A 20,841-nucleotide genomic window follows, 5' to 3' on the forward strand; every position below is an offset into this window, starting at 1 on the left:
GCTCCCCCGCTCCCCTCCGCTACTCCGTCGCCGTCGGCCGCCGCGAGGCGCGCGTCGCGTCACGCACGTCGGTGAGCGGGCGCAGCCGGTAGGTGTAGGCGTAGTCCCGGTCGGCGAAGAGCTTGAACTCGTCGTGGGTGTGCGCGCCCCAGCTGTTGTCGCCGCCGACGCCCATCTGCCGGTGGTTCAGGCGCAGGACGACCTCGTCCCTCGGGGTGAGCTGGTAGTCGTGCCGCACGCCGGCCGACAGGTCCTCGGGGGTGAAGAAGGAGGCGTTGGCCTCCAGCAGGGGTTCGCCGGAGGCGAGCAGGCCCACGCCGTGGCGGTCGGTGAGGGCGATCCAGCGGACGCCGGTCTTGTTCCCGTTCTCCTGCGGGCGGATGTAGGGGGTCCACTGCTCGGCGACGGTCCCGGAGTACCGGCCGACGTCCGTGCCGTCGTTGCGGTCCCAGTGGTTCTCCTCGGGGCCGCGGCCGTACCAGTGCACGCGGTCAAGGCCGCGCGGCAGGAACAGCATCGTGCCGACCTCGGGGATGTAGGGCAGGTCGGCGGCGCCGGGGTGCAGCGTGTTGTCGACCTTGATCTCGCCGTTGCCGAACACGGTGTAGGTGGTGCTGTACGTGGACTCCGCCGACGTGGGCAGCGTGCCGGTGACCTTGATCTCGACGGCCCGGTCGCCGAGCGCGCGCACCGCGACGTCGGTGACCTTGCGGCGGGCGCCCGCGTCGCGCCAGGTCTGGTTGCGGGTGTGCTGACCGTTGCCCTTGTCGTTGTCGGTGGGCGCGCGCCAGAAGTTGGGCACGGGACCGGAGGTGATCAGCCGGGTGCCCCTCGCCTCGTAGGAGGTGATGGTGCCGGTGCGCTTGTCGACGGTGACCGAGAAGCCCCTGCCGGTGATCCGGACGTCCTGGTCGCGGTCCTCGTGGCGCAGGGCCGGGACGCTCGCCAAGCGGGCCGGGGTGACGGCGGGGGCGTCGGTGTCGACGGGGAGCTGCTGCCGCGCCACCTCGAAGCCCGCCTTGGCCCACGGGGTGGACTCCTTGGTGGTGAAGAAGAGTTGGAGGAAGTACTCGGTGCCCGGGTCGGGGCGGCCCGGCAGTCGGACGGGGACGGTGATGTCCTTGCTGGAGCGCGGTGCCACGTCCAGCTGGTCCCGGGTCAGCTTCCCGCGCCCTACGACCTCGCCGTCGGCGACGAGTTCCCACCGGCCGTCGAACTCGCGGAGGCGGGTGAAGAGGTACTCGTTGGTGAGGGTGACGGCACCGGGGCCGCCGCCGGGCGTGCGGGTGGCGTTGATCGCCTGGTAGACGCGCTTGACCTCGGCCGCCTTGCCGGTGTGGCCGCGGTCGGCGGTGACGATGCCGTCCGCGACGAAGGCGCCGTCGTTGGGGTTGTCGCCCCAGTCGCCGCCGTAGGCGAGGAACGTCTTGTCCCGGGGCCGCCGCGTCGAGGTCTTCACCGTGGCGGCGTCGAACCAGAACCGCACGCCGTCGTCGCCCGGACCGCGGCTCTCGGAGGCCAGTTCGGCGGCGCCGAGGGCGCGGGCGTAGACGCGGGCGCGGCGGACGGTGCCGCTGAACTCCCGTACCTGGTTGTCGGCGTCGGTGGCGAGGGCGAGGGGCGCGGTGTTGCTGCTGGGGCGCCGGTCGGTGGTGCGGGTGGCCCGTTCGACGCCGTCGACGTAGAGGGTCAGGGTCCCGGCGTCCGCGTCGAAGACGCCCGCGAGGTGGTGTTCGCGGCCGGTCCAGTCGTCCGGCACGGTCCAGTTCGCGGTGATCCACTGGCCTTCGGAGTGGATGAAGAACTCCAGCGTCCGGCCGTTCTGCTTCAGCGCGTACTGGGTGTCGCCCTTGGCGATGATCGGCTGGTGGTAGCCCGTCACGTGCGGGGTGATCCAGGCCTCCAGGGTCAGTGAGCCCGTGAGGTCGAGGCTGTCGTCGCGTTCGAAGACGGTGATGCCGGACAGGCCCTTGTCGCGGTCGAGGGTGCCGCGGGTGGCGAGGATCTCGCCGCGCAGTCCGGCGGGCCCGGCCTCGGTGAGCAGGGTACGGGCGGGGACTGGCGTGTAGAGGGACTGGTCGACGAAGTCCCAGATCCAGCCGCCCTGGAGGACGTCGTACCGGCGGACGATGTCCCAGTACTTCTTGAAGTTGCCGGTGGAGTTCCCCATCGAGTGGGCGTACTCGATCATGACGTACGGCCGGGTGTCGGCGGTGTCCTTCGCGCGCTGCTCGACGCGCTGCGGGCTGTCGTACATCTCCGAGCGGATGTCGCTGACGCCGGGGCGGTCGTCGCCCTCGTACTGGATGACGCGGGTGTCGTCGTAGGAGCGGATCCAGTCGTGCATGGCGGTGAAGGTGGAGCCGCCGCCCGCCTCGTTGCCCAGCGACCAGATGACGACCGAGGCGTGGTTCTTGTCGCGGTGCACCATGTTCTGGGCGCGGGCCACACAGGCGGCGGTCCAGTCGGGGTGGTCGCCGGGGTACTCGTCGCGGATGCCGTGGGTCTCCAGGTTGGTCTCGTCGACGAGGTAGAGGCCGTACTCGTCGGCCAGTTCCAGCCAGTACGGGTTGTTGGGGTAGTGCGAGGTGCGGACGCTGTTGATGTTCATCCGCTTGATGATCTTGATGTCCTCGACCATGTCCTCGCGGGTGAGCGCGGTGCCGCGGGAGGGGTGCATCTCGTGGCGGTTGGTGCCGCGCAGGGACACCGGCTCGCCGTTGATCCGCATCAGCCCGTCCTTGAGCGCGAACTCGCGGAAGCCGACCCGGTGCGACAGGGTCTCGGTCACCTTCCCGGCGGGGTCCCGCAGGCGCAGTACGGCCGTGTAGAGGTTCGGGTGCTCGGCCGACCAGAGCCTGGGCCTCGGCACGGCCTTCGAGGCCCGTACGGTGACGTCCTCTCCCGCGCGGACCGTGCCGACGTCGACGGGCTGCTGCAACGGCCGGGACCAGACGGCGTGGCCGCGCGCGTCGTACAGCTGGGTCTCGACGGTGTAGCGGCCGGTGCCGCCCTCGCCGTACGCCCGCACACTGGCGGTGACGGCCAGTTCGGCGCCGGTGTAGGTGTCGTCGAGCGGGGTGTCCAGCTTGAAGTCGCGCAGGTGCACGGCCGGGGTGGAGTAGAGGTGGACCGAGCGGAAGATGCCGCTCAGCCGGATCATGTCCTGGTCCTCCATCCAGTCGCCGTCGGAGTAGCGGTAGACCTCGACGGCGATCTGGTTGGTGCCCGGCTTGAGGAGGTCGGTGACGTCGTACTCGGAGGGGGTGTAGGAGTCCTCGTCGTAGCCGGCCAGTTCGCCGTTGATCCAGACGTAGTGCGCGGACTTGACGCCCTCGAAGTGGAGGAAGGTGCGGCGGCCCTTCCAGTCCCGGGGGACGGTGAAGGTGCGCCGGTACTGGCCGACCGGGTTGTAGCGGGTCGGCGCGGCGGGCGGCTGCGGGTCCTCGCCCAGGCCGTTGGGGCCCCAGTACGGGTAGGTGATGTTCAGGTAGATGGGGAAGTCGTGGCCGTGCAGCTGCCACACGGACGGGACCGGGATGGTCTCCCAGTCACCGTCGTCCACGTCGGTGCGGTGGAAGTCGGCGTCCCGGTCCTCGGGGCGGTCGGCGTAGGCGAACTTCCAGGTGCCGTCCAGGCTCAGCCGGTAGGGCGAGCGGGCGCGGTCGCCGGCGAGCGCCTGCTCGACGTCGGCGTAGGGCGTGAGCGTGGCGTGCGGCGGCTGGGTGCCGAGCCGGAAGACGCCGAAGTCGTTCCACTCCGGGGACTCGTCGGCCGCCGCCCGTCGTACCGCCGACTGTGCCGTGAGGGGCGACGCGGACAGCGTGAGGGCGCCGAGGACGGCGGCACTGCCTTCCAGGAGACGGCGGCGGCTGACGACCGGGCGGGGTCGGCTGGGCTGAGGGGCCGGGGATTCGGCGGGTGACACGGGCGAGTGCGGCATGACCGTGGCCTTCCGTGGGCTTCGGGGGCGGCTCAACGCACGGTGCTGTGAGAGCAGTTGCCTTGGTGGTGGGACACAACTGCCGGTGACACGGCGACTACTGAGTCACGGGTCACCCTAGAACCCGAACACAACCGAATCAATTACCCCGTCGGAGTTTGTTTGTTCCTGGTGAACACCGGGGCTTTCGGGGCGACCGGTCACGTGACCTGGGCCGTTGGGGCACCCAGGTCTGCCCTTGGAGCTCCTGACGGGGGCCGGATCAGCACGTAACGTCCCCCTGTGAGCCTGTGGACTTCCCTGGAGCCCGCGTCCGCGACCGTGGACCCCGGCAGCAGTACGCGCGTACGACTGCGGGTGCGCAACACCGGTGACGTGGTGGACGAGTACCGGTTCGAGCCGGTCGGGGACATGGCGCCCTGGACGACGGTCGAGCCGCAGACGCTGCGCCTGTATCCGGGCACGACCGGCACCGTGGAGCTGACCTTCGCCCCGCCGCGGACGCCGGACGCGGTGGCGGGGCCGAATCCGTACGCGGTGCGGATCACGCCGACGGAGCATCCGGATGCGGTGACGGTTCCGGAGGGGAACCTGACGATCACGGCGTTCACCGAGGTGCGTGCGGAGTTGGTGCCGCCGACGGTGAAGGGCCGGTTCCGGGGGCGGCCGCGTCTCGCGGTGGACAACCTCGGCAATACGAAGGTGACGGCGTCGATCGCGGGCAGTGATCACGGCGATCATCTGTCGTACGAGGTGCGGCCGGGCAATGTGCAGATCGAGCCGGGTCGTGCGGCGTTCGTGGAGACGACGCTGAAGCCGAAGCAGATCATCTGGTTCGGTGCGAAGGAGGAGCGGCCCTACACGCTGGCCGTCCGGCGTTCCGGGGTGGACCCGACCGAGATCGAGGGGACGTATGTCCAGCGTGGGTTCCTGCCGCGTTGGCTGGCGACGTTCTTCGGGATCTTCCTGGCGTTGGCGATCGCGTTCGTGATGATCTGGATCGCGTACAAGCCGCAGGTCCGCACCAGTGCGACCGAGCAGACCGAGCAGGCGGGTGCCGCGCTCGCGCCCAGTCCCAGCGCCACCCCTGAGCTGCTGCCCAGCACCGCCGGGTCCGCGCCCGCCGAGCAGCCGCAGGCGCAGCAGCCGGTCACCCAGGAGCCGGCGGACGAGGGCGGAGACGGTGGCGAAGGGGCGCCGGCTCCCGAGAAGCGCGAGCAGCCAGAGAAGGAGACGTCGGGCGGGGGCGGCGGCGACGAGAAGCCGGAGGCCGAGGCGCCGGAGCCCGTCGCCCCCGGCACGACCATCTACGGCCACGCCTCGAACCGCTGCATCGAGGTGGCGGGCCACAAGTGGCGGGACGGTGCGCCGCTGCAGATCGCGGACTGCACCGGCAAGAACTGGCAGAAGTGGGACTTCCGTCCCGACGGCACGATCCGCTCGTTGGGCCTGTGCATGGACGCGACCTGGGGCGGCACGGCCAACGGCACGGTGGTCCAGGTGGCGGTGTGCAGCGGCAACCCGGCCCAGCAGTTCATCCTGGCCGGCCCCCGGGACCTGGTCAATGTGCAGGCCAACAAGTGCGTGGACGTCGTCGACGAGAAGACGGGCAACGGCTCCAGGCTCCAGCTCTGGGAGTGCAGCGGCCGCGACAACCAGAAGTGGAGCACGCGCTGACGGACCCGGGGAGGCGAGCGGGTCAGCGCCCCGCCGGGGACACCAGGGACGCCCACTCGACGGTGCGGTCGCACCAGCGGTCGAGGAGGACCCGGTCGTGGCCGACGGCCAGCAGGCCCGCGCCGGTGGCGGCCCGGTAGTCCTCCACGACCCGCACCAGGGCGGCCGTGGTCGAGGCGTCGAGCATCGCCGTCATCTCGTCGCACACCAGCCAGCGCGGGCGCAGCACCAGGGCGCGGGCCAGGCAGGCGCGCTGCAACTGGCCGTCACTGACCTCGTGCGGGCGCCGCGTCAGCAGGTCTGCGGTCAGGCCCACGGTCGTGGACAGGTCCGCGACACGGTCGGCGGCGCCCTCCCGGCGGCCGGTGGCGCGCAGCGGCTCGGCGATCAGATCGGCCAGCGGCAGCCGGGGGTCCGCGGAGAGCCGGGCCTGCTGGAAGACGACGCCGAACGCGATGCGCTGTTCCCGTGGGGCGCGGTGCCGCCAGCGCCCTACGGGGGTGCCGTCGAGGTGCAGCGCTCCGGCGTCGGGCTGGTGCAGCAGGGCCGCGACGCGGGCGAGGGTGGACTTGCCGCAGCCGCTGGGGCCGAGCAGGCCGACCGCCTCTCCCGGCGCGACGGAAAGGGAAACGTCCCGGAACACGGGGGCGTTCCTGGCGTATCCGGCGGTGACGGTGCGCAGTTCAAGCACGGTCGGCGGCCTCCGTGAGCGCGGCGTGCGGGTGGTGGCAGGCCACCGTGTGGCGCAGCGGGGGCAGGTCGGCGCAGGCGTCGGTGGCCCGGTCGCAGCGGGCGGCGAAGGCGCAGCCGCGCGGGAGGGCGCCGAGTTCGGGCGGCAGGCCGGGGATGGGAGTGAAGGCCCGGTCGGGCAGCGCGTCGAGCAGGCCGCGGCTGTAGGGGTGGCGTGGGCCGGGGGTGCCGAAGAAGGCGCCGGCGTCGGCGAGTTCGACGATGCGCCCGGCGTACATCACGGCGATGCGGTCGGCGATGCGCGCGGCGGCGGCCAGGTCATGGGTGATCATCAGCAGGGCGCGGCCCCCGGTGTCGCGCCGGGCACCCTCGCCTTCGACGTGGCCGACGGTCTCGACGTGGTCGACGTTGCCGACGTTGTCGACGTGTCGCCGCAGTTCGTCCACGGTGCGGTCCACCAGGTCCCGGTCGAGCCCGGTGGTCGGCTCGTCGGCGAGCAGCAGCGGGGCGTCGCCGACCAGGGCGAGGGCGGTGGCGGCGCGCTGGGCGAGGCCGCCGGAGAGTTCGTGCGGGTGGCGGTCGAGGTGGTCCGCGGGGAACGCGGCGCGCTCGGCGGCGGCCTCCGCGGCCTCGCGCAGGGCCGTGCGTCCGCCGCGGACGCCGGTGAGTTCCGCGACCGTCTCCTCCAGTTGCGAGCGGACGGTGCGGACCGGGGTGAGGTGAGCAGCGGGGCTCTGCGGGACCAGGCCGATCAACCGCCCCCGCACCGTGCGGGCGAAGGTCCGCTCGTCCGCGGCGAGCAGGTCCAGGTCGCCGAGGAGCGCGCGGCCCGCGGTCTGCGCGTTGCCGGGCAGCAGGCCGAGCAGGGCGGAGGCGAGGACGGACTTCCCGCAGCCGCTCTCGCCGATCAGGGCCAGGCACTCGCCGGCCGCCACGTCGACGTGGGCGTCGGTGACGGCGGCGACCCGGCGCCCGCCCGGCATCAGGAACCGCACCGACAGACCGCGCACCGACAGCACGGGGGCTCGCCCGGTCACAGCATCAGCTCCGATCGGCGGCGGGGGTTGATCCGCTCCCGCCAGGCGCCCGCGAGACCGGCGACGGCGAGGGTGGGCACGATGATGAACAGGCCGGGGAAGAGGGTGGGCCACCACTGCCCGGCCAGCAGTGAACCCCGGGCCTCCTGGATCAGGTTGCCGAGGCTCGCGGTGTGGGTGGGCAGTCCGAGGCCGAGGAAGGACAGCGCCGACTCGTGCCACATGGCGTGCGGCACCATCAGTACGGCGGCCAGCGCGGCCTGCGGCAGCACGCCCGGCAGCAGGTGCCGCACGGTCACCCGCCACCGGGACGCGCCGCCGGAGACGGCCGCGTCGATGTGCGGACGGGCACGCAGGGACAGCACCTCGGCGCGGACGATGCGCGCGGTGGACAGCCAGTGGGTGAGCGCGACGGAGGCCACCACCGGCCAGACGCCCGGCCGGAACATCGCGACGATGAAGATGCCCATCAGCAGGTGGGGCACGGAGGAGAGGGCGTCGACGACCCGCATGACGCCCCGGTCGACCCAGCCGCCGAGCGCACCGGCGGTGGCGCCCACGGCGGTGCCGACGACCGTCGCGGTCAGCGCGGCGGCCACCCCGACGAGCAGGGAGACGCGCAGGCCGTACACGCAGCGCAGCAGCAGGTCGCGGCCGACGTCGTCGGTGCCGAAGGGGTGCGCCCAGCCGGGGGCCTGGAGCTTGGCGGCCAGGTCGACGGTCTGCTGGTCGAGCCGCACCAGCGGCGGCACGAGCAGCACGGCGAGCACGGTCGCCGTCAGCAGCAGGGCGGACGTGCGCAGGCGCAGGGTGCGGGTGGAGCGGCGGTCGCCGCCGCGGGAGCGCCAGGCCGGGCCGTCGGGCTCCGGGCGGTGTGTCTTGTCGGCCGTGGTCTCAGCCATGAACATCACATCTCACTGAGCTTCACCCTCGGGTCGAACAGTCCGTAGAGCAGGTCGGCCAGCAGGTTGCCGGCGAGTACGGCGACGGTGGCGAGGACGGTCAGGGCGGCGAGCAGCGGGAAGTCGACGGCGGTGGCTGCCTCGACGGTGGCCGCGGCGATGCCCGGCCAGCTGAAGACGCTCTCCACCAGCAGGGCGCCGGTGATGAGTTCGGGAACGCGGGAGCCGATCAGGGTGAGCACGGGCAGCAGCCCCGAGCGCAGCGCGTGTCCGACCAGGACGGTGCCCTCCCCCAGTCCGCGGGCCCGGGCGCCGCGCACCGGGTCCTCCGCGAGCGCGTCGCCGACGCCCTGGCGCACGTAGAGGGTGAACCAGGGCAGTTGGGAGACGGCGAGCACACCGGCGGGCAGCACGATGTGGCTCGCGACCTGTCCCGGGGTGATCTGTTCGCTGGCGGTGTCGGTCAGGCCGCCGGCGGGCAGCACGTCCCACTGGAGGGCGAACAGCCACACGGCGAGCAGCGCGATCCAGAAGACCGGCGCCGCCTCCAGGGTGTACGCGAGGGAGGTGACCGCCCGGTCGAGCACCGAGCCCGGCCTGCGAGCGGCCAGCACGCCGAGGAGCATGCCGAGGGTGACGGCGACGGCGAAGGCGACGGCGCACAACAGCGCGGACCAGACGAGCCGTTCACCGATCACCTGCGTCACCGGCTGCCGCAGCACGCCGGAGTGGCCGAGGTCGCCGGTGAGCGCGGAGGTCAGCCAGTGCCACCAGCGGACCACGAAGGACTCGTCCACCCCGAGGTTCTCGCGCAGCCGGTCCAGGGTCTCCTGGTCGGCGCCGAGCGCGGCGGTGCCGGCGTACGCCTTGACGGGGTCGAAGGGTGAGGCGGCGGCGATCGCGAACACGCCGAAGGTGACGACGAGGACGACGGGCACGGCGAACAGCGCCCGCCGCCCCGCCAGCCGTGCCATCGCGCCCCAGGGCAGCCGTCGGGCCGAGCGGATCACTTCTTCGGCTGCCAGTCCTCGATGTTCCACCAGGGTCCGCTGGCGAAGCCGTGCTCGTGCGGCTCCAGTTGGGTGGTCAGCCCGTCCCAGCGGTCGGCGAGGACGTAGAGGTGGTCGATGTGGGTGAGGAAGGTGTATCCGGGGTCCGCCACGAGCGCCTGCTGGACCTTCTCGTAGGCGGCGGCGCGCACCTTCGGGTCCTGGCTGCGGCGTCCGGCGTCGAGCGCCTCGTCGACCGCCTTGTTGTCGTAGCCGGCCATGTTGTTGAAGCCGTCGTTCGCGAGCGAGGAGTGCAGCAGCGTGTAGAGGCCGAAGTCGGGGTCGCCGACGCTGCCGAAGCCCGCGAGGACCGCGTCGGTCTTCATCCGCGGCTCGATGACCTCCCAGGTGGCGCCCTCGACCTTCACCTCGATGCCGGCCTTCTTGGCGTCGGAGGCGTAGGCGAGCGCGTGGTCCTGGCGGACCTTGTCGCCGGAGGGGTAGTACAGGGTGAAGGACGCGCGCCGGCCGTCCTTGGCACGGATGCCACCGGAGCCGGGCTGCCACCCGGCCTCGTCCAGGATGCGCCCGGCCTCGGCGAGATCGTGCGGGCGCTCGATGCCGCGCTCGTACCAGGGGTCGTCGACGGGCAGCGGCCCGTACGCCGGCCGGCCCGCGCCGTCGAGGATCTTGTCGACCATGGCCTTCCGGTCCACTGCGGCGTCCAGGGCCCTGCGGATCGCGCGGTCGCCGGTGACCTTGCCGGCCGTGGGCAGGGTGACGGCCCGGAAGTCGTAGGACCTGGCCCGGTAGGTGCGTCTGCCGTCGTCCTTCTCGAAGGTGGCGGCGAGGTTGGGCGGCAGGACGGCGCCGTCGAGGTCGCCGGAGCGCAGCCGGGTGGCGCGTACGTTGTCGTCGGCGATGACGGCCATGGTGAACGACTTCACCGCGGGCTTGTCGCCCCAGTAGTGCGGGTTGGCCTTGAAGCCGAGCTTCTCGCCCTTGCTCCAGCTGGTGAGCACGTACGGTCCGGTGCCGACCGGCTCGGTGTTGAAGTCGCCGGTGTTGGGGTCCTGCTTCCCCGCGACGTGCTCGGGGACGATGGGCAGGACGGTGCGGGCGGCGAAGGGTGCGTAGGGGTACTTGAGGGTGAAGACCACGGTGTCGTCCCCGCTCGCGCGGACGTCCTCGACGGCGTCGAGTTCGCTGCGGGCGGTGTTGTTGGTCTTCTCGTCGAGGACGGTGCGGTACGTGTAGACCACGTCCTCGGCGGTCAGCGGTTCGCCGTCGCTGAACTTCACGCCCTCGCGCAGGGTGTACGTGTACGTCCGGCCGCCGTCGGTGACCTTCGGCAGCGCGGTGGCGAGGGCGGGCTTCAGCTCCAGGTCGGTGTCGCGGGCGAGCAGCCCGTCGAAGATCTTGGAGTTCCCGTCCTTGCCGTAGCCGAGCAGCGGGCTGAGGGTGTCCGGTTCCGAGGCCACGCCTATCACGACGGATTCGGCCGCGTCGGCGCCGCCGTCCCCTCCCCCGTCCGCGGGCGCGGAGCAGGCGGTCGCACCGGCGGCGAAGGCCACCGCGACGGCGGCACTCCGTATCGCCAGGCTCCGGTCGGTCCGACGGGTCCAACGGGTCCGACGGGCTGTCATGTCTCCCCCACGCTTGTTGTCGATGCGTGGCTATTGCACATCACTCGCAATAAAGCGTCAAGCCAGGTGGCGGAGGTGACCGGCGGGATGCGGCGAATGTTCAGGGCGGCGGAGCGGGTTGCTGAACAAACCGGCGGCCGCTGGACTCTGCCCGGGGCGGCCGGCCGGGACGGCACCGCCGCGCCCGACACCGCCTTGCGACGACGGGAACGGACTATGGACGGGGTGCAGAACGGCCTTCGCAACGGGGGGTACTGGTGCGTGGCGTTCTCGGTCATCCTGCTGCCGGTGGGGTTCGCGACCGGGTGGTGGGGGTGGGTCGTCCTGGGGTACGCGGCGATCATCTGCGTGAGCGGGATCGTGGGCGTGGTGCTGGCCGTCGGCGGCCCGCTCCTGACGGTGGCGGCCTTCCTCCTGTGGCTGCTCGCGCTCTCGGCCGGCGTCGGGCTGATCGCCTTCGGCGTGCACGCCGTCGTGACGTTCGAGCCGTACTGCGTCCCGTCCGAGACGGTCGACTGCCGGAGACTGCTCAACGGGCAGGACGTGGGCGAGGCGACCGTGGCCGATCAACGCAGAAGCATGGTCGCCGACTCCCTGTATCCCATCGGCGGCGGTGCGGCGATCGCCGTCGCCACCCTGGCCGTCGGGGCCGTACGGGTGCGCGACCGCTTCCCGCGCGCCCGCTTCCCGCACCGCCGCCGGTAGGCCGCCGAGTGCCCCGCACCGGTGAGGGCACCGGCGGCGCTCAGGCCACCCACGCCGCGAACGCCTCGTACGCGCGGGCGTCGAAGAGGACGAAGCGGACCTCGGTCACCGAGGTCCCGGTGGTCGTCACCGTCTCGACGGCGATGCGGGCGGCGTCGTCCATCGGCCAGCGGTAGACGCCGGTGGAGATGGCGGGGAAGGCCACCGTGCGGGCACCCAACTCGTCGGCGGTGCGCAGGGATTCGCGATAGCAGGAGGCGAGGAGGCCGGAGCGGTCCTCGGTGGCCGACCAGACCGGGCCGACCGTGTGGATCACCCAGCGCGCGTCCAGGTCGCCCGCGGTGGTGGCGACCGCACGGCCGGTGGGCAGGCCCTTGCCGAGGTGGCCCGCGCGGAGCCTGCGGCACTCCGCCAGGATCGCGGGGCCGCCGCGCCGGTGGATGGCGCCGTCGACGCCGCCTCCGCCGAGGAGGGAGGAGTTGGCGGCGTTGACGATCGCGTCGGCGCTCTCGCGGGTGATGTCGCCCTGGACGAGGGTGATGTCGGTCATGTCTGCCTCAGCCTGCGCCAGACGGCCTTCGCCGCGTTGTGGCCCGACATGCCGTGGACGCCGGGGCCGGGTGGGGTGGCCGACGAGCAGATGAACACGGCCGGGTGCGGGGTCGAGTACGGGAACAGGGAGATCTTGGGGCGCAGGAGCAGTTGGAGGCCGGAGACCGCGCCGGAGGAGATGTCGCCGCCGACGTAGTTGGCGTTGCGGGCGGCGAGTTCGGCCGGTCCCGCGGTGGCGCGGGCGAGGACGCGGTCGCGGAAGCCGGGGGCGAAGCGCTCCAGTTGGCGCTCCATGGCGTCGGTGAGGTCGCCGCTCCAGCCGTTGGGGACGTGGCCGTAGGCCCAGAAGACGTGCTTGCCGGCCGGGGCGCGGGTGGGATCGGCGACGCTGGGCTGCACGGTGATCAGGAACGGCCGCTCGGGTGCGTGGTCCGTGCCGGAGGCGGCGTGCAGGGCGGCGCCGATCTCCGCGCTGTCGGCGCCGATCTGCACGGTGCCCGCGCTGCGGGGCTCCTCGGCCGTCCACGGGACGGGGCCGTCCAGCGCGTAGTCGATCTTGAAGACGCTGGGGCCGTAGCGGTAGTTCGCGTAGTGGCTGCCGAGGCCGGCGATGCGGGCCAGGGCCGTGGGCGAGGTGTCGAAGACGTACGCCCGCGCGGGCGGCAGGTCGTCGAGGCGTTTGACCTCGTAGTCGGTGTGGACGGCGCCGCCGAGGTCCTTGAGGTATGCGGTGAGGGCGTCGGAGATGGACTGGGAGCCGCCGCGGGCGACGGGCCAGCCGCGGGCGTGCGCGGCCAGGGCGAAGACCAGGCCTATGGCGCCGGTGGCGAAGCCGCCGAGCGGGGCCATGACGTGCGCGACGAGCCCGGCGAAGAGGGTCTTGGCCTTGTCGTCGCGGAAGCGGCGCATCAGCCACGTCGACGGGGGCAGACCGACCAGACCGAACCGGGCCAGGGTGACCGGGTCGCGGGGCAGCGCGGTCAGCGGCAGGGACATGAAGTCCCGGGCCAGCGTGTCCCACCTGGGCAGGAAGCGCTCGACCAGCCTGCGGTACGGACCGGCGTCGCGCGCTCCGAAGGAGGCGGCGGTCTCGCCGACCGAGCGGGACAGCACGGCGGCCGAGCCGTCGAGGAAGGGGTGCGCCATGGGCAGCCCGGGGTGCAGCCACTGAAGGCCGTACCGCTCCAGAGGGAGGTCGCGGAAGGCGGGCGAGTTGATGCCGAGCGGGTGCGCGGCCGAGCACGGGTCGTGCCGGAAGCCTGGCAGGGTCAGCTCCTCCGTGCGCGCGCCGCCGCCCACGGTGCCCTGCGCCTCGAACACGGCGACCGAGAAGCCGCGGCGGGCCAGCTCCACGGCGGCGGTCAGTCCGTTCGGCCCCGCACCCACTACGACCGCATCGAGCATCGACGGCACCTTCGGACCCCTTCGTCAGCCGATGGCCACTGGGGATCAGGATATGCCCGGGGTCCGACAGCGCACGGTCGCGGGTGGGCCGGGCCGCGCGCCGGGGTTCAGGCCGCCGCGGCGGCGCGGAACGTGCTGGGGCTCTGACCCCGGTGGCGTTTGAAGGCGGCGCTGAAGCCGAAGGCGTCGGCATAGCCGACGGACCTGGCGATTCGGGCGATGCTGAGGTCGGTGTCGGTCAGCAGTGCCTCGGCGTCGGCCATCCGGCATTCGGTGAGGTAGGCGAGAGGCGGGCGGCCCATCAGCTCGGTGAAGCGCTTGGCGAACAGCGCCCGGGAGACGCCCGCCCGGCCGGCGAGCGACGCCACCGTCCAGGACTGGTCGGGCCGGTTGTGGAAGGCCCGCAGGGCGGGGCCGAGGACCGGGTCGGCCAGGCCGCGGTACCAGCTGGGCGCGTCGGCACCGGCCTGGTCGAACCAGTTGCGCAGCGTGCAGACCAGGGCCCAGTCGAGGAGCCGGTCCATCAGCGCCTGGGAACCGGCCGAGAGCCGGGCGGCGTCGGCCGCGGCCGCCTCCAGCCAGGCGCAGACCTCGACGTCCTCGTTGACGACCAGGACGGACGGCAGGGTGCGCAGGAGCCGTTCGTGGCGGTGGCCCGAGGCGCGGTAGGCGCCCACGATCAGCGCCGTCGCCCCGTCCGGACCGGTGCCCCAGCGGATGCCGCCGAGGTCCTGGGCCGTGCACTCGGGATCCGCGGTGAAGCACGCGATCTCGTACTCGGTGTGCGGGCGGTCGACGGTGGCGGGCCGGTCGGCGAGAAGGAACGGCGCGGGGCCGCGGACGAGGGCGGTGTCGCCCACCCCGACCGCCCGTCGGGTGCCGTCGGGCAGCAGCAGGGTGCCGCCGCCGCGCAGCACGCTGACCATGGTGAGCGGTGCGCCGTCGGTGAAGCGGATCGTCCAGGGCGCCGTCAGTACGGCGTGGCTGACGACCGAGCCCTCGGCCCGGATGCCGCTCAGCAGTGAACTCAGGGGATCCACGCCGGTCATCGTAGACGATCTCGTATGTTTCCAAGAGTTTCTCCCATGGATCATCCATGCGGCCGCGGCTGTACTGGACTCGTCGCACTGACCGAGACCAGCCGGGAGACCCCGTGACGCAGCACAGCAGCAGCAACGCCAGGACCGCCCTCGTGGTCGTCGCGCACCACCGCGCCGGTTCCCTCACCGCGCACACGGCCCGTCGTACCGCCGACCGGCTCGAGGCCGCCGGATACCGCGTCGACCTGCTCGACCTGCACGCCGAGGGCTTCGACCCGCGGATGAACACGGCGGACCAGCCGGACTGGGGCGACCGGGAGAAGGCGTACTCGGACGAGGTGCGGGCCCACATGCGGCGCGTACTCGACGCCGACGTGGTCGTCGCCGTCTTCCCGGTGTACTGGCAGAGTGTGCCCGCCCTCCTCAAGGGATGGATCGACCGCGTGTGGAACTACGGCTTCGCCTACGGCCGCAGCAAGCCGCGCCTGGCGGGCAAGCGCATGCTCTGGCTCGGCCTGGCCGGTGCCACCGCCGACGATCCGGTCACCGAGGCGATGCACTCCCTCCTGGAGACCAACCTCAGCGAGGGCATCGCCTACTACTGCGGCTTCTCCCACTCGGCCGTCGCTCTGCTCACCGACGCCGAGGAGCGCCCGCAGCGCGTCGACGCCGAGGGCAGTCTGCTGGTCGGCGACGCGGTCGAGGGCGCCGAGCGGGAGGCGCAGTACGCCGGCTTCGACCGCCGTGCGCGGGAGGCGGTGGAGAAGTTCCTCGCCGCGGAGCGGGTGGCGGCCTGACGGCGGGGGCCCCGCGCGGCGCGACCGGGGGTGGGGCCCGGTCGTCAGCGGGCCCGGTCGTCACAGGTCGAGCTGGTACTCCAGGGCCCGGTGCGTAGGGGCGTAGCCCAGCGCGTCGTTGATGCGGCGCATGTGCGTGTTGCTGTCGGCCGTGTCGGTGACCAGACCGGCGAGATCGGGGTGCTGGGCGCGGGCGAGGCGGATCGACTCGGCCTTCATCCAGCGGCCGAGTCCTTGGCCGCGGTGCTCGGGCAGCACACCGGTGCCGTAGTGCAGCCCGTCGCCCTTGCCGTCGCCGGGCACGACGAACTCCGAGAAGCCGGCGATCGAGCCGTCCGCCTCGTCGACGACGGCCACCGTGGTGAGCTGCTCCCCGCGGTCGGCGACGGCCCGGGCGGCTGCCAGGACCCGCTCGACGTCCCAGGCCACGACGCCGTAGTCGGTGTCGTCCATCGGCATGTCGTCCATCGCGCGGCGCGAGTCGGCGAAGGTCCTGGCCAGGTCGTCCGGGACGGTGCCGCGCCAGGACACCAACCGGTAGCCGGGGTGCGGCCGCCCGGCGATCGCGTCGGTCTCCCCGGCCCGGCCGCCGCCCGTGCCGCTCAGGTCGAGCCGGGCGTACGTGAGGGCCAGCACCCTGCGGAAGCCGCTGGCGGCGAGGAAGTGGTCGCCGGGCGTGCCGGCATCGGCCTGCGCGACGACCGAACGCCGGCCGGCCTCCCGCGCGGCGGCCACCGCCGTGTCGAGGAGCCGCGACCCGACGCGGCTGCGGCGCTCCGCCGGGTGCACGTTCAGCGTCAGCTCCGCCAGGTGGTCCTGCCCTTCGCGGGTGAACACCCGCAGGAACGCGTGCCCGAGCGGACCGCCGTCGTCCCCGCAGGCCAGCCAGGCCAGGCGATGGGCGGACGGGGTGCGGGCGGGGTCGGTGAGAGCGGTGACGTGTATGGACAAGGTGACTCCGGTCGGTCGGCGACGGCTGCCTGAACCGACAGTCGACCACGCGACGGCCCGCCGGGGCACCGGGTTTCCGGGAGATCAGGCCTCGCCCGACAGCAGGGCCACCACCTGCCGGGCCGTGGCCGCGTCCCGGGCGGCGGTGAACGGCAGTTCGTTGCCCCCGGTGATGCGGAAGGGCTCGCCCGTGCGGGTCAGGTGGGTGCCGCCCGCCTCCTCGACCAGGAGAAGACCGGCCGCGTGGTCCCACGCCGCTTCCCAGGAGAAGGCGGTGGCGTCGGACTCGCCGCGGGCGACGGCCAGGTACTCCAGGCCGGCGGAGCCGCAGGGGCGGGGGGCCACGCCCGGGGTGCGCAGGGCGAGCAGGTCGCGCTTCTGCTCGTCCGTCGTGTAGTCCGGGTGGGACGTGGCCACCCGCAGGTCCCGGCCGGGCTCGGGCGGCCCCGCGTACAGCCGCTCACCGTCCAGGAAGGCGCCCCCTTGGCGTACGGCCGTGGCGAGCCGGTCGCCGGCCGGGGCGTAGGTCCAGGAGGCGTGCACGACGCCGCGGTGGGCGAGCGCCACCAGCGTGCAGAAACCCTCCTTGCCGCGCACGAACTGCCGGGTCCCGTCGACCGGGTCGACGATCCACACCGGGGCCTCGCCGCGTATCGCCCCGTACGAAGCGGGGTTCGCGTGCACCGCCTCCTCGCCGACCACCACGGAGCCGGGCAGCAGGCGGGGCAGGACCTCCGTGAGGTACAGCTCCGCCTTGCGGTCGGCGTCCGTCACCAGGTCGTGCGGGCCCGCCTTCTGGTCGACCTCGTGTGCCGCGAGCCGGCGCCAGCGCGGCATGATCTCCTGCGCGGCCGCCTTGCGGACGGCCTCCTCCACGTCGCCGGTGTGCCGGGCGAGAAACTCGTCGATGGTTTCGTTGTCCTCGATCATGACTCCATGAGAGCACGCACCACTGACAATCCCCACCCGGGTGGTGTACTCCGGGTGGAATCGGCACGAACATCGGGTGCACGCGCGTACCTGCCGGTCAGCGGCCCACCGCGTACCCCTGCATGCCGCGCGGGTTCGCCGCCGCCGACAGCACGCCCGTCTCCGGGTCCCGGGCGACGGCGCACAGCCGGCCCTCCGACCACGCCTCCCCGACCGTCACGTCGTGCCCGCGGCGCCGCAGCTCCTCGACGACCTCCGCCGGCATCCGGGACTCCACGGTGACCGAGCCCGCCCGCATGCCGCGCGGGAAGAAGGAACCGGGGAAGCTGTCGTTGTGCCAGTTCGGGGCGTCGATCGCGCCCTGGAGGTCGAGACCGCCCCGCACCCGCGCGCGCAGCGCGACCGCCAGGAAGAAGTGCGTCTGCCACTGGTCCTGCTGGTCGCCGCCCGGCGTGCCGAAGGCCATGACCGGCACCCCGTCGCGCAGGGCGATGGAGGGCGTGAGCGTGGTGCGCGGGCGACGGCCCGGCGTGAGCGAGTTGGGCAGTCCCTCCTCCAGCCAGGTCATCTGGAGCCGGGTGCCGAGCGGGAAACCCAGTTCGGGCACGACGGGGTTGGACTGGAGCCAGCCGCCGCTGGGCGTGGCCGAGACCATGTTGCCCCAGCGGTCCACGATGTCGAGGTGGCAGGTGTCGCCGCGGGTGCCTCCGTCGGCCGCGACGTCCGGCTCCCCCGGCACCGGGGACGCCGGGCTCTTGGCGACCGTCGGTTCACCGACCCCGAGGGCGTCGAGGCCCTCCCCCTCCACGGCGGCGACGAGCGCGTGGGCGGCGAGCCGCGGGACGCGTCCGCCCGGGGCACCGGGGCGCAGTTCGAAGGAGGCCTTGTCGCCGACGAGTCGCCGCCGCGCCGCGTTGTACTCGGGCGACAGCAGCTCGTCGAGCGGTACGCGGTCCGCGCCGTCGGCGTCGCCGTACCAGGCCTCCCGGTCGGCCATGGCGAGCTTGCAGCCCTCGACCAGCAGGTGGACGTAGTCGGCACCGCCGTGGTCCGGCAGCTCGGGCGGGAGCAGCGCCAACTGCTGGAGCAGGACGGGCCCCTGGCTCCACGGTCCGGCCTTGCACAGGGTCCAGCCGTTCCAGTCGTACGTCGCCGGGGCCTCGTAGTGCGCCGACCAGCCGGCGAGGTCGGCGGCGGTGAGGGTGCCGGTGTGGCGTTCGCCGCTGGTGTCCAGGGTGGGCCGCCCGGCCTGCCGCACGAGGGCCTCGGCGATGAACCCGGAGCGCCAGATCTCCCTCGCGGCGTCGATCTCCGCCTCCCGGTCCCCCGTACGGACGCCCTTCCGGTCCCCCGCGCCGGTGGCCTCGGCGAGCAGCCGCTTCCAGGTGGCGGCCAGGGCCGGATTGCGCAGCAGCTCGCCCGGGCGGGGCGGACGGCCGCCGGGCAGGTAGACCTCGGCGGAGGACGTCCACTCCGTCTCGAACAGCTCCCGGACCGTCTCGACGGTCTCCGCGACGCGCTCCACGGGAGCGTGCCCGTGCTCGGCGTAGCCGACGGCGTACTTCAGCACGTCGGCCAGCGACTTGGTGCCGTGGTCGCGCAGCAGGAGCAGCCAGGCGTCGAAGGCCCCGGGCACGGCGGCGGCGAGCGGTCCGGTGCCGGGGACGAGGTCGAGTCCGAGCCGCTTGTAGTGCGCCACCGTGGCCCCCGCCGGGGCCACACCCTGCCCGCACAGCACCCGCACCTCGCCCCCGGCCGGCGCGAGCATGATCGGCACCTCCCCGGCGGGCCCGTTGAGGTGCGGTTCGACGACGTGCAGCACGAAGGCCCCGGCGACGGCGGCGTCGTAGGCGTTGCCCCCGTCCTCCAGTACGGCCATGGCCGACTGGGAGGCCAGCCAGTGGGTGGAGGACACCATGCCGAAGGTGCCCTGCAGGGTGGGACGGGTCGTGAACATGGGCCTCTCACCTCGCTGTCTGCGTCTGTCCCCGAAGGCTATCGATCGTCCCGCGCCCCTTGTTCCCCGCCTCCGGAACGAAGTGGGCCCGGTCTGCCGGGAGTCGAAAGGCGCTGACGGACGCATCGACGCGGACCGGCGACGCGGTGGATGACGAGACCTCGGGTCGTCGATCAGAGTGCGGCGAGCATCGTGAGCATGGCCACCGCCATCACGACCCGGCAGGCGCGTCCCAGCAGGATGCCGGGGTGGGCGGCTCCGGAGGCGTCGGCGGGTCCCGCGGCCGCGAGGGCGGCGCCGGCGAACAGGACGTAGCCGCCGAAGTAGGCGAGCAGCGTTCCGGTGAGCACCGGGACGCCGGTCTCGGCCGTGTGCCGGGCGTGTGCGGTGCCGGGACCGTCCGCTCCCATCGGCATGGTGACGGACATGTACACCATGGCGAGCGCGCCGAGAACGTGGTGCAGGCGTTGCCGTGCCGGTGGCGACGCCGACGCGGCGAGTCCGGCGGCGGCGAAGCAGGCCGCGCCCGCGGTGCCGCTCCAGCCCGGCATGACCGCCATGAGCGAGGGCGGTGCCATCGCGGCCATGCCGAAGCCCATCACGGCGTCGGACGCCATCTCGGCGCGCTCCGCGCGGGGGCCGGTGCGGGCGCGGAACAGGCAGTAGGCGCCGACCGCCGCGCAGAGGGCGGCAAGCAGCCAGCCGGGGAACCCGGACAGTGCCGCGTGATGCATGAGGTCAGCCCTCCAGGTCCTCGATGAGGGCCGCCCGCGCCCGCGCCACCCGGGACCGCACGGTTCCCACCGGGCAGCCGCTGACCCGCGCGGCCTCGGTGTAGCGCAGGCCGAGCAGCTGGGTGAGGACGAATGCCTCACGGCGTTCCTCGGGCAGCGTGTCGAGCAGCTGGCCCAGGGCGATGCCGTCGTCGAAGCCGGGCAGGCCGCGTGGTTGGGCGCGTTCGGCCATCGTCTCCCAGTCCGGGACGGCGTACAGACGCGGCCGGGCCGCCGCGTGCCGCCCGTTGTCGGCGACGGCGCGCCGGGCGATGGTGAGCAGCCAGGTCCGTGCGGACGAGTGGCCCCGGAAGCGGCGCAGGGCCCCCAGGGCCCGCAGGAAGGTCTCCTGGGTCAGGTCGTCGGCGGCCTGCGGATCACGGCTGAGATGGGCCACGTACCGCCAGACGTCCCGGTGCAGTGAGCGCACGAAGCGCTCCGCCGCGTCGGTGTCGCCGTCGCGCGCCGCGAGCGCCAGCCGGGTCGCCTGCGCGTCGCGGAGGAGCCGGTCGGGATGCGTCACGGATTTCCCCTCGGTCGGTGCCCGTGGCCGGGCCTGTTCCGCTTCCGTCTGCCGCCGGGGCGCTCACGCGCGGGACGGTCGTCGGCGTACATGCGGCGTTCGAGGTCGCGCTCCTCGGCACTGAGCGGGGTCCCGGCGTCCCGGCTCTCCGGGTGACCCGGCGGCGGGTCGCCGGAGCGCAGGATCAGTGCCGTGTACTCCGGACAACCGGGGGCCGTCCACATGCCGCCGTAGGCGATCAGCATCCGCCGGAGCTCGTGGAGCAGGACGATGACGCGGTGGCGTCGACGCGCCGCGCCCCTCATCCGCGCGGGGCGCGCTCCGG

The 20,841-nt window shown here is 73.2% G+C and carries 18 protein-coding genes; 3 read left to right on the forward strand and 15 right to left on the reverse strand.

The window, feature by feature from the left end; translation table 11 throughout:
- Positions 1–19 precede the first annotated feature (19 nt).
- Positions 20–3,943, reverse strand: a complete 3,924-nt coding sequence (locus tag ACFYZ3_RS14645; protein WP_388516703.1) for a glycoside hydrolase family 2 TIM barrel-domain containing protein — start codon at positions 3,941–3,943, stop codon at positions 20–22.
- A gap of 282 nt (positions 3,944–4,225) precedes the next feature.
- Here ACFYZ3_RS14645 and ACFYZ3_RS14650 point away from each other — a divergent pair, with 282 nt between their 5' ends.
- A complete protein-coding gene (locus ACFYZ3_RS14650; protein ID WP_388516706.1) occupies positions 4,226–5,620 on the forward strand; it encodes a ricin-type beta-trefoil lectin domain protein in 1,395 nt (464 codons plus the stop codon).
- Positions 5,621–5,642: 22 nt separating this feature from the next.
- On the opposite strand, the gene ACFYZ3_RS14655 is transcribed toward ACFYZ3_RS14650, so the two are convergent.
- From ACFYZ3_RS14655 to ACFYZ3_RS14675, 5 genes are read right to left on the reverse strand one after another with little or no spacing between them, the layout of a single operon-like run.
- A complete protein-coding gene (locus ACFYZ3_RS14655) occupies positions 5,643–6,311 on the reverse strand; it encodes an ABC transporter ATP-binding protein (RefSeq protein ID WP_388516709.1) in 669 nt (222 codons plus the stop codon).
- Complete coding sequence (locus tag ACFYZ3_RS14660) at positions 6,304–7,347, reverse strand: oligopeptide/dipeptide ABC transporter ATP-binding protein (protein WP_388516712.1); 1,044 nt, start codon at positions 7,345–7,347, stop codon at positions 6,304–6,306. The genes ACFYZ3_RS14655 and ACFYZ3_RS14660 overlap by 8 nt, the downstream gene beginning before the upstream one ends.
- Positions 7,344–8,249 carry an ABC transporter permease gene (locus tag ACFYZ3_RS14665; protein WP_388516715.1) on the reverse strand — a complete coding sequence of 302 codons (906 nt, stop codon included), beginning with the start codon at positions 8,247–8,249 and terminating at the stop codon, positions 7,344–7,346. Before ACFYZ3_RS14665 ends, ACFYZ3_RS14660 begins: the two co-directional genes overlap by 4 nt.
- 5 nt (positions 8,250–8,254) lie before the next feature.
- Complete coding sequence (locus ACFYZ3_RS14670; protein WP_388516883.1) at positions 8,255–9,223, reverse strand: ABC transporter permease; 969 nt, start codon at positions 9,221–9,223, stop codon at positions 8,255–8,257.
- A 32-nt stretch (positions 9,224–9,255) separates the two neighbouring features.
- The gene (locus ACFYZ3_RS14675; RefSeq protein WP_388516719.1) at positions 9,256–10,884 is read right to left on the reverse strand and encodes an ABC transporter substrate-binding protein; all 1,629 of its coding nucleotides are present in this window, start codon (positions 10,882–10,884) and stop codon (positions 9,256–9,258) included.
- A 225-nt stretch (positions 10,885–11,109) separates the two neighbouring features.
- Here ACFYZ3_RS14675 and ACFYZ3_RS14680 point away from each other — a divergent pair, with 225 nt between their 5' ends.
- A complete protein-coding gene (locus ACFYZ3_RS14680) occupies positions 11,110–11,589 on the forward strand; it encodes a hypothetical protein (RefSeq protein WP_388516722.1) in 480 nt (159 codons plus the stop codon).
- A 40-nt stretch (positions 11,590–11,629) separates the two neighbouring features.
- Here the strand turns inward: ACFYZ3_RS14680 and ACFYZ3_RS14685 are convergent, their stop codons facing one another.
- The 3 genes from ACFYZ3_RS14685 to ACFYZ3_RS14695 all read right to left on the reverse strand — a co-directional run bounded on the left by ACFYZ3_RS14685 (position 11,630) and on the right by ACFYZ3_RS14695 (position 14,594).
- Positions 11,630–12,139: an O-acetyl-ADP-ribose deacetylase gene (locus ACFYZ3_RS14685; protein ID WP_388516725.1), complete on the reverse strand. Its 510-nt coding sequence runs from the start codon at positions 12,137–12,139 to the stop codon at positions 11,630–11,632.
- Entirely contained in the window at positions 12,136–13,545 is a 1,410-nt protein-coding gene (locus ACFYZ3_RS14690; RefSeq protein ID WP_388516728.1) for a phytoene desaturase family protein, read from the reverse strand. The genes ACFYZ3_RS14685 and ACFYZ3_RS14690 overlap by 4 nt, the downstream gene beginning before the upstream one ends.
- Before the next feature lie 107 nt (positions 13,546–13,652).
- On the reverse strand, positions 13,653–14,594 hold the full coding sequence (locus ACFYZ3_RS14695; protein ID WP_388516731.1) for an AraC family transcriptional regulator: 942 nt from the start codon (positions 14,592–14,594) through the stop codon (positions 13,653–13,655).
- Between the two features lie 104 nt (positions 14,595–14,698).
- Here ACFYZ3_RS14695 and ACFYZ3_RS14700 point away from each other — a divergent pair, with 104 nt between their 5' ends.
- On the forward strand, positions 14,699–15,382 hold the full coding sequence (locus tag ACFYZ3_RS14700; RefSeq protein WP_388516733.1) for an NAD(P)H oxidoreductase: 684 nt from the start codon (positions 14,699–14,701) through the stop codon (positions 15,380–15,382).
- Positions 15,383–15,442: 60 nt separating this feature from the next.
- Here the strand turns inward: ACFYZ3_RS14700 and ACFYZ3_RS14705 are convergent, their stop codons facing one another.
- From ACFYZ3_RS14705 to ACFYZ3_RS14730, 6 genes are all read right to left on the reverse strand, one after another.
- Positions 15,443–16,333 (reverse strand): GNAT family N-acetyltransferase, encoded by an 891-nt coding sequence (locus tag ACFYZ3_RS14705; RefSeq protein WP_388516736.1) that lies wholly within the window; start codon positions 16,331–16,333, stop codon positions 15,443–15,445.
- Positions 16,334–16,417: 84 nt separating this feature from the next.
- Positions 16,418–17,263: an inositol monophosphatase family protein gene (locus ACFYZ3_RS14710; protein ID WP_388516738.1), complete on the reverse strand. Its 846-nt coding sequence runs from the start codon at positions 17,261–17,263 to the stop codon at positions 16,418–16,420.
- Positions 17,264–17,360: 97 nt separating this feature from the next.
- Positions 17,361–19,220: a gamma-glutamyltransferase family protein gene (locus tag ACFYZ3_RS14715; RefSeq protein ID WP_388516741.1), complete on the reverse strand. Its 1,860-nt coding sequence runs from the start codon at positions 19,218–19,220 to the stop codon at positions 17,361–17,363.
- Between the two features lie 173 nt (positions 19,221–19,393).
- On the reverse strand, positions 19,394–19,954 hold the full coding sequence (locus ACFYZ3_RS14720; protein WP_388516744.1) for a DUF5134 domain-containing protein: 561 nt from the start codon (positions 19,952–19,954) through the stop codon (positions 19,394–19,396).
- A 4-nt stretch (positions 19,955–19,958) separates the two neighbouring features.
- A complete protein-coding gene (locus ACFYZ3_RS14725; protein WP_388516747.1) occupies positions 19,959–20,516 on the reverse strand; it encodes a sigma-70 family RNA polymerase sigma factor in 558 nt (185 codons plus the stop codon).
- The gene (locus ACFYZ3_RS14730; protein ID WP_388516750.1) at positions 20,513–20,821 is read right to left on the reverse strand and encodes a DUF6059 family protein; all 309 of its coding nucleotides are present in this window, start codon (positions 20,819–20,821) and stop codon (positions 20,513–20,515) included. Before ACFYZ3_RS14730 ends, ACFYZ3_RS14725 begins: the two co-directional genes overlap by 4 nt.
- Positions 20,822–20,841 lie beyond the last annotated feature (20 nt).

It is taken from the genome of Streptomyces sp. NPDC001599 (genome assembly GCF_042893535.1).
GTDB lineage: Bacteria > Actinomycetota > Actinomycetes > Streptomycetales > Streptomycetaceae > Streptomyces.

Excerpts from the sequence above, each read along its gene's own strand:
- ACFYZ3_RS14645 (WP_388516703.1), bottom strand. The coding sequence starts at position 3,943 with ATGCCGCACTCGCCCGTGTCACCCGCCGAATCCCCGGCCCCTCAGCCC.
- ACFYZ3_RS14665 (WP_388516715.1), bottom strand. The coding sequence starts at position 8,249 with ATGGCTGAGACCACGGCCGACAAGACACACCGCCCGGAGCCCGACGGC.
- ACFYZ3_RS14670 (WP_388516883.1), bottom strand. The coding sequence starts at position 9,223 with ATGGCACGGCTGGCGGGGCGGCGGGCGCTGTTCGCCGTGCCCGTCGTC.
- ACFYZ3_RS14675 (WP_388516719.1), bottom strand. The coding sequence starts at position 10,884 with ATGACAGCCCGTCGGACCCGTTGGACCCGTCGGACCGACCGGAGCCTG.
- ACFYZ3_RS14685 (WP_388516725.1), bottom strand. The coding sequence starts at position 12,139 with ATGACCGACATCACCCTCGTCCAGGGCGACATCACCCGCGAGAGCGCC.
- ACFYZ3_RS14690 (WP_388516728.1), bottom strand. The coding sequence starts at position 13,545 with ATGCTCGATGCGGTCGTAGTGGGTGCGGGGCCGAACGGACTGACCGCC.
- ACFYZ3_RS14695 (WP_388516731.1), bottom strand. The coding sequence starts at position 14,594 with ATGACCGGCGTGGATCCCCTGAGTTCACTGCTGAGCGGCATCCGGGCC.
- ACFYZ3_RS14710 (WP_388516738.1), bottom strand. The coding sequence starts at position 17,263 with ATGATCGAGGACAACGAAACCATCGACGAGTTTCTCGCCCGGCACACC.
- ACFYZ3_RS14715 (WP_388516741.1), bottom strand. The coding sequence starts at position 19,220 with ATGTTCACGACCCGTCCCACCCTGCAGGGCACCTTCGGCATGGTGTCC.
- ACFYZ3_RS14720 (WP_388516744.1), bottom strand. The coding sequence starts at position 19,954 with ATGCATCACGCGGCACTGTCCGGGTTCCCCGGCTGGCTGCTTGCCGCC.
- ACFYZ3_RS14730 (WP_388516750.1), bottom strand. The coding sequence starts at position 20,821 with ATGAGGGGCGCGGCGCGTCGACGCCACCGCGTCATCGTCCTGCTCCAC.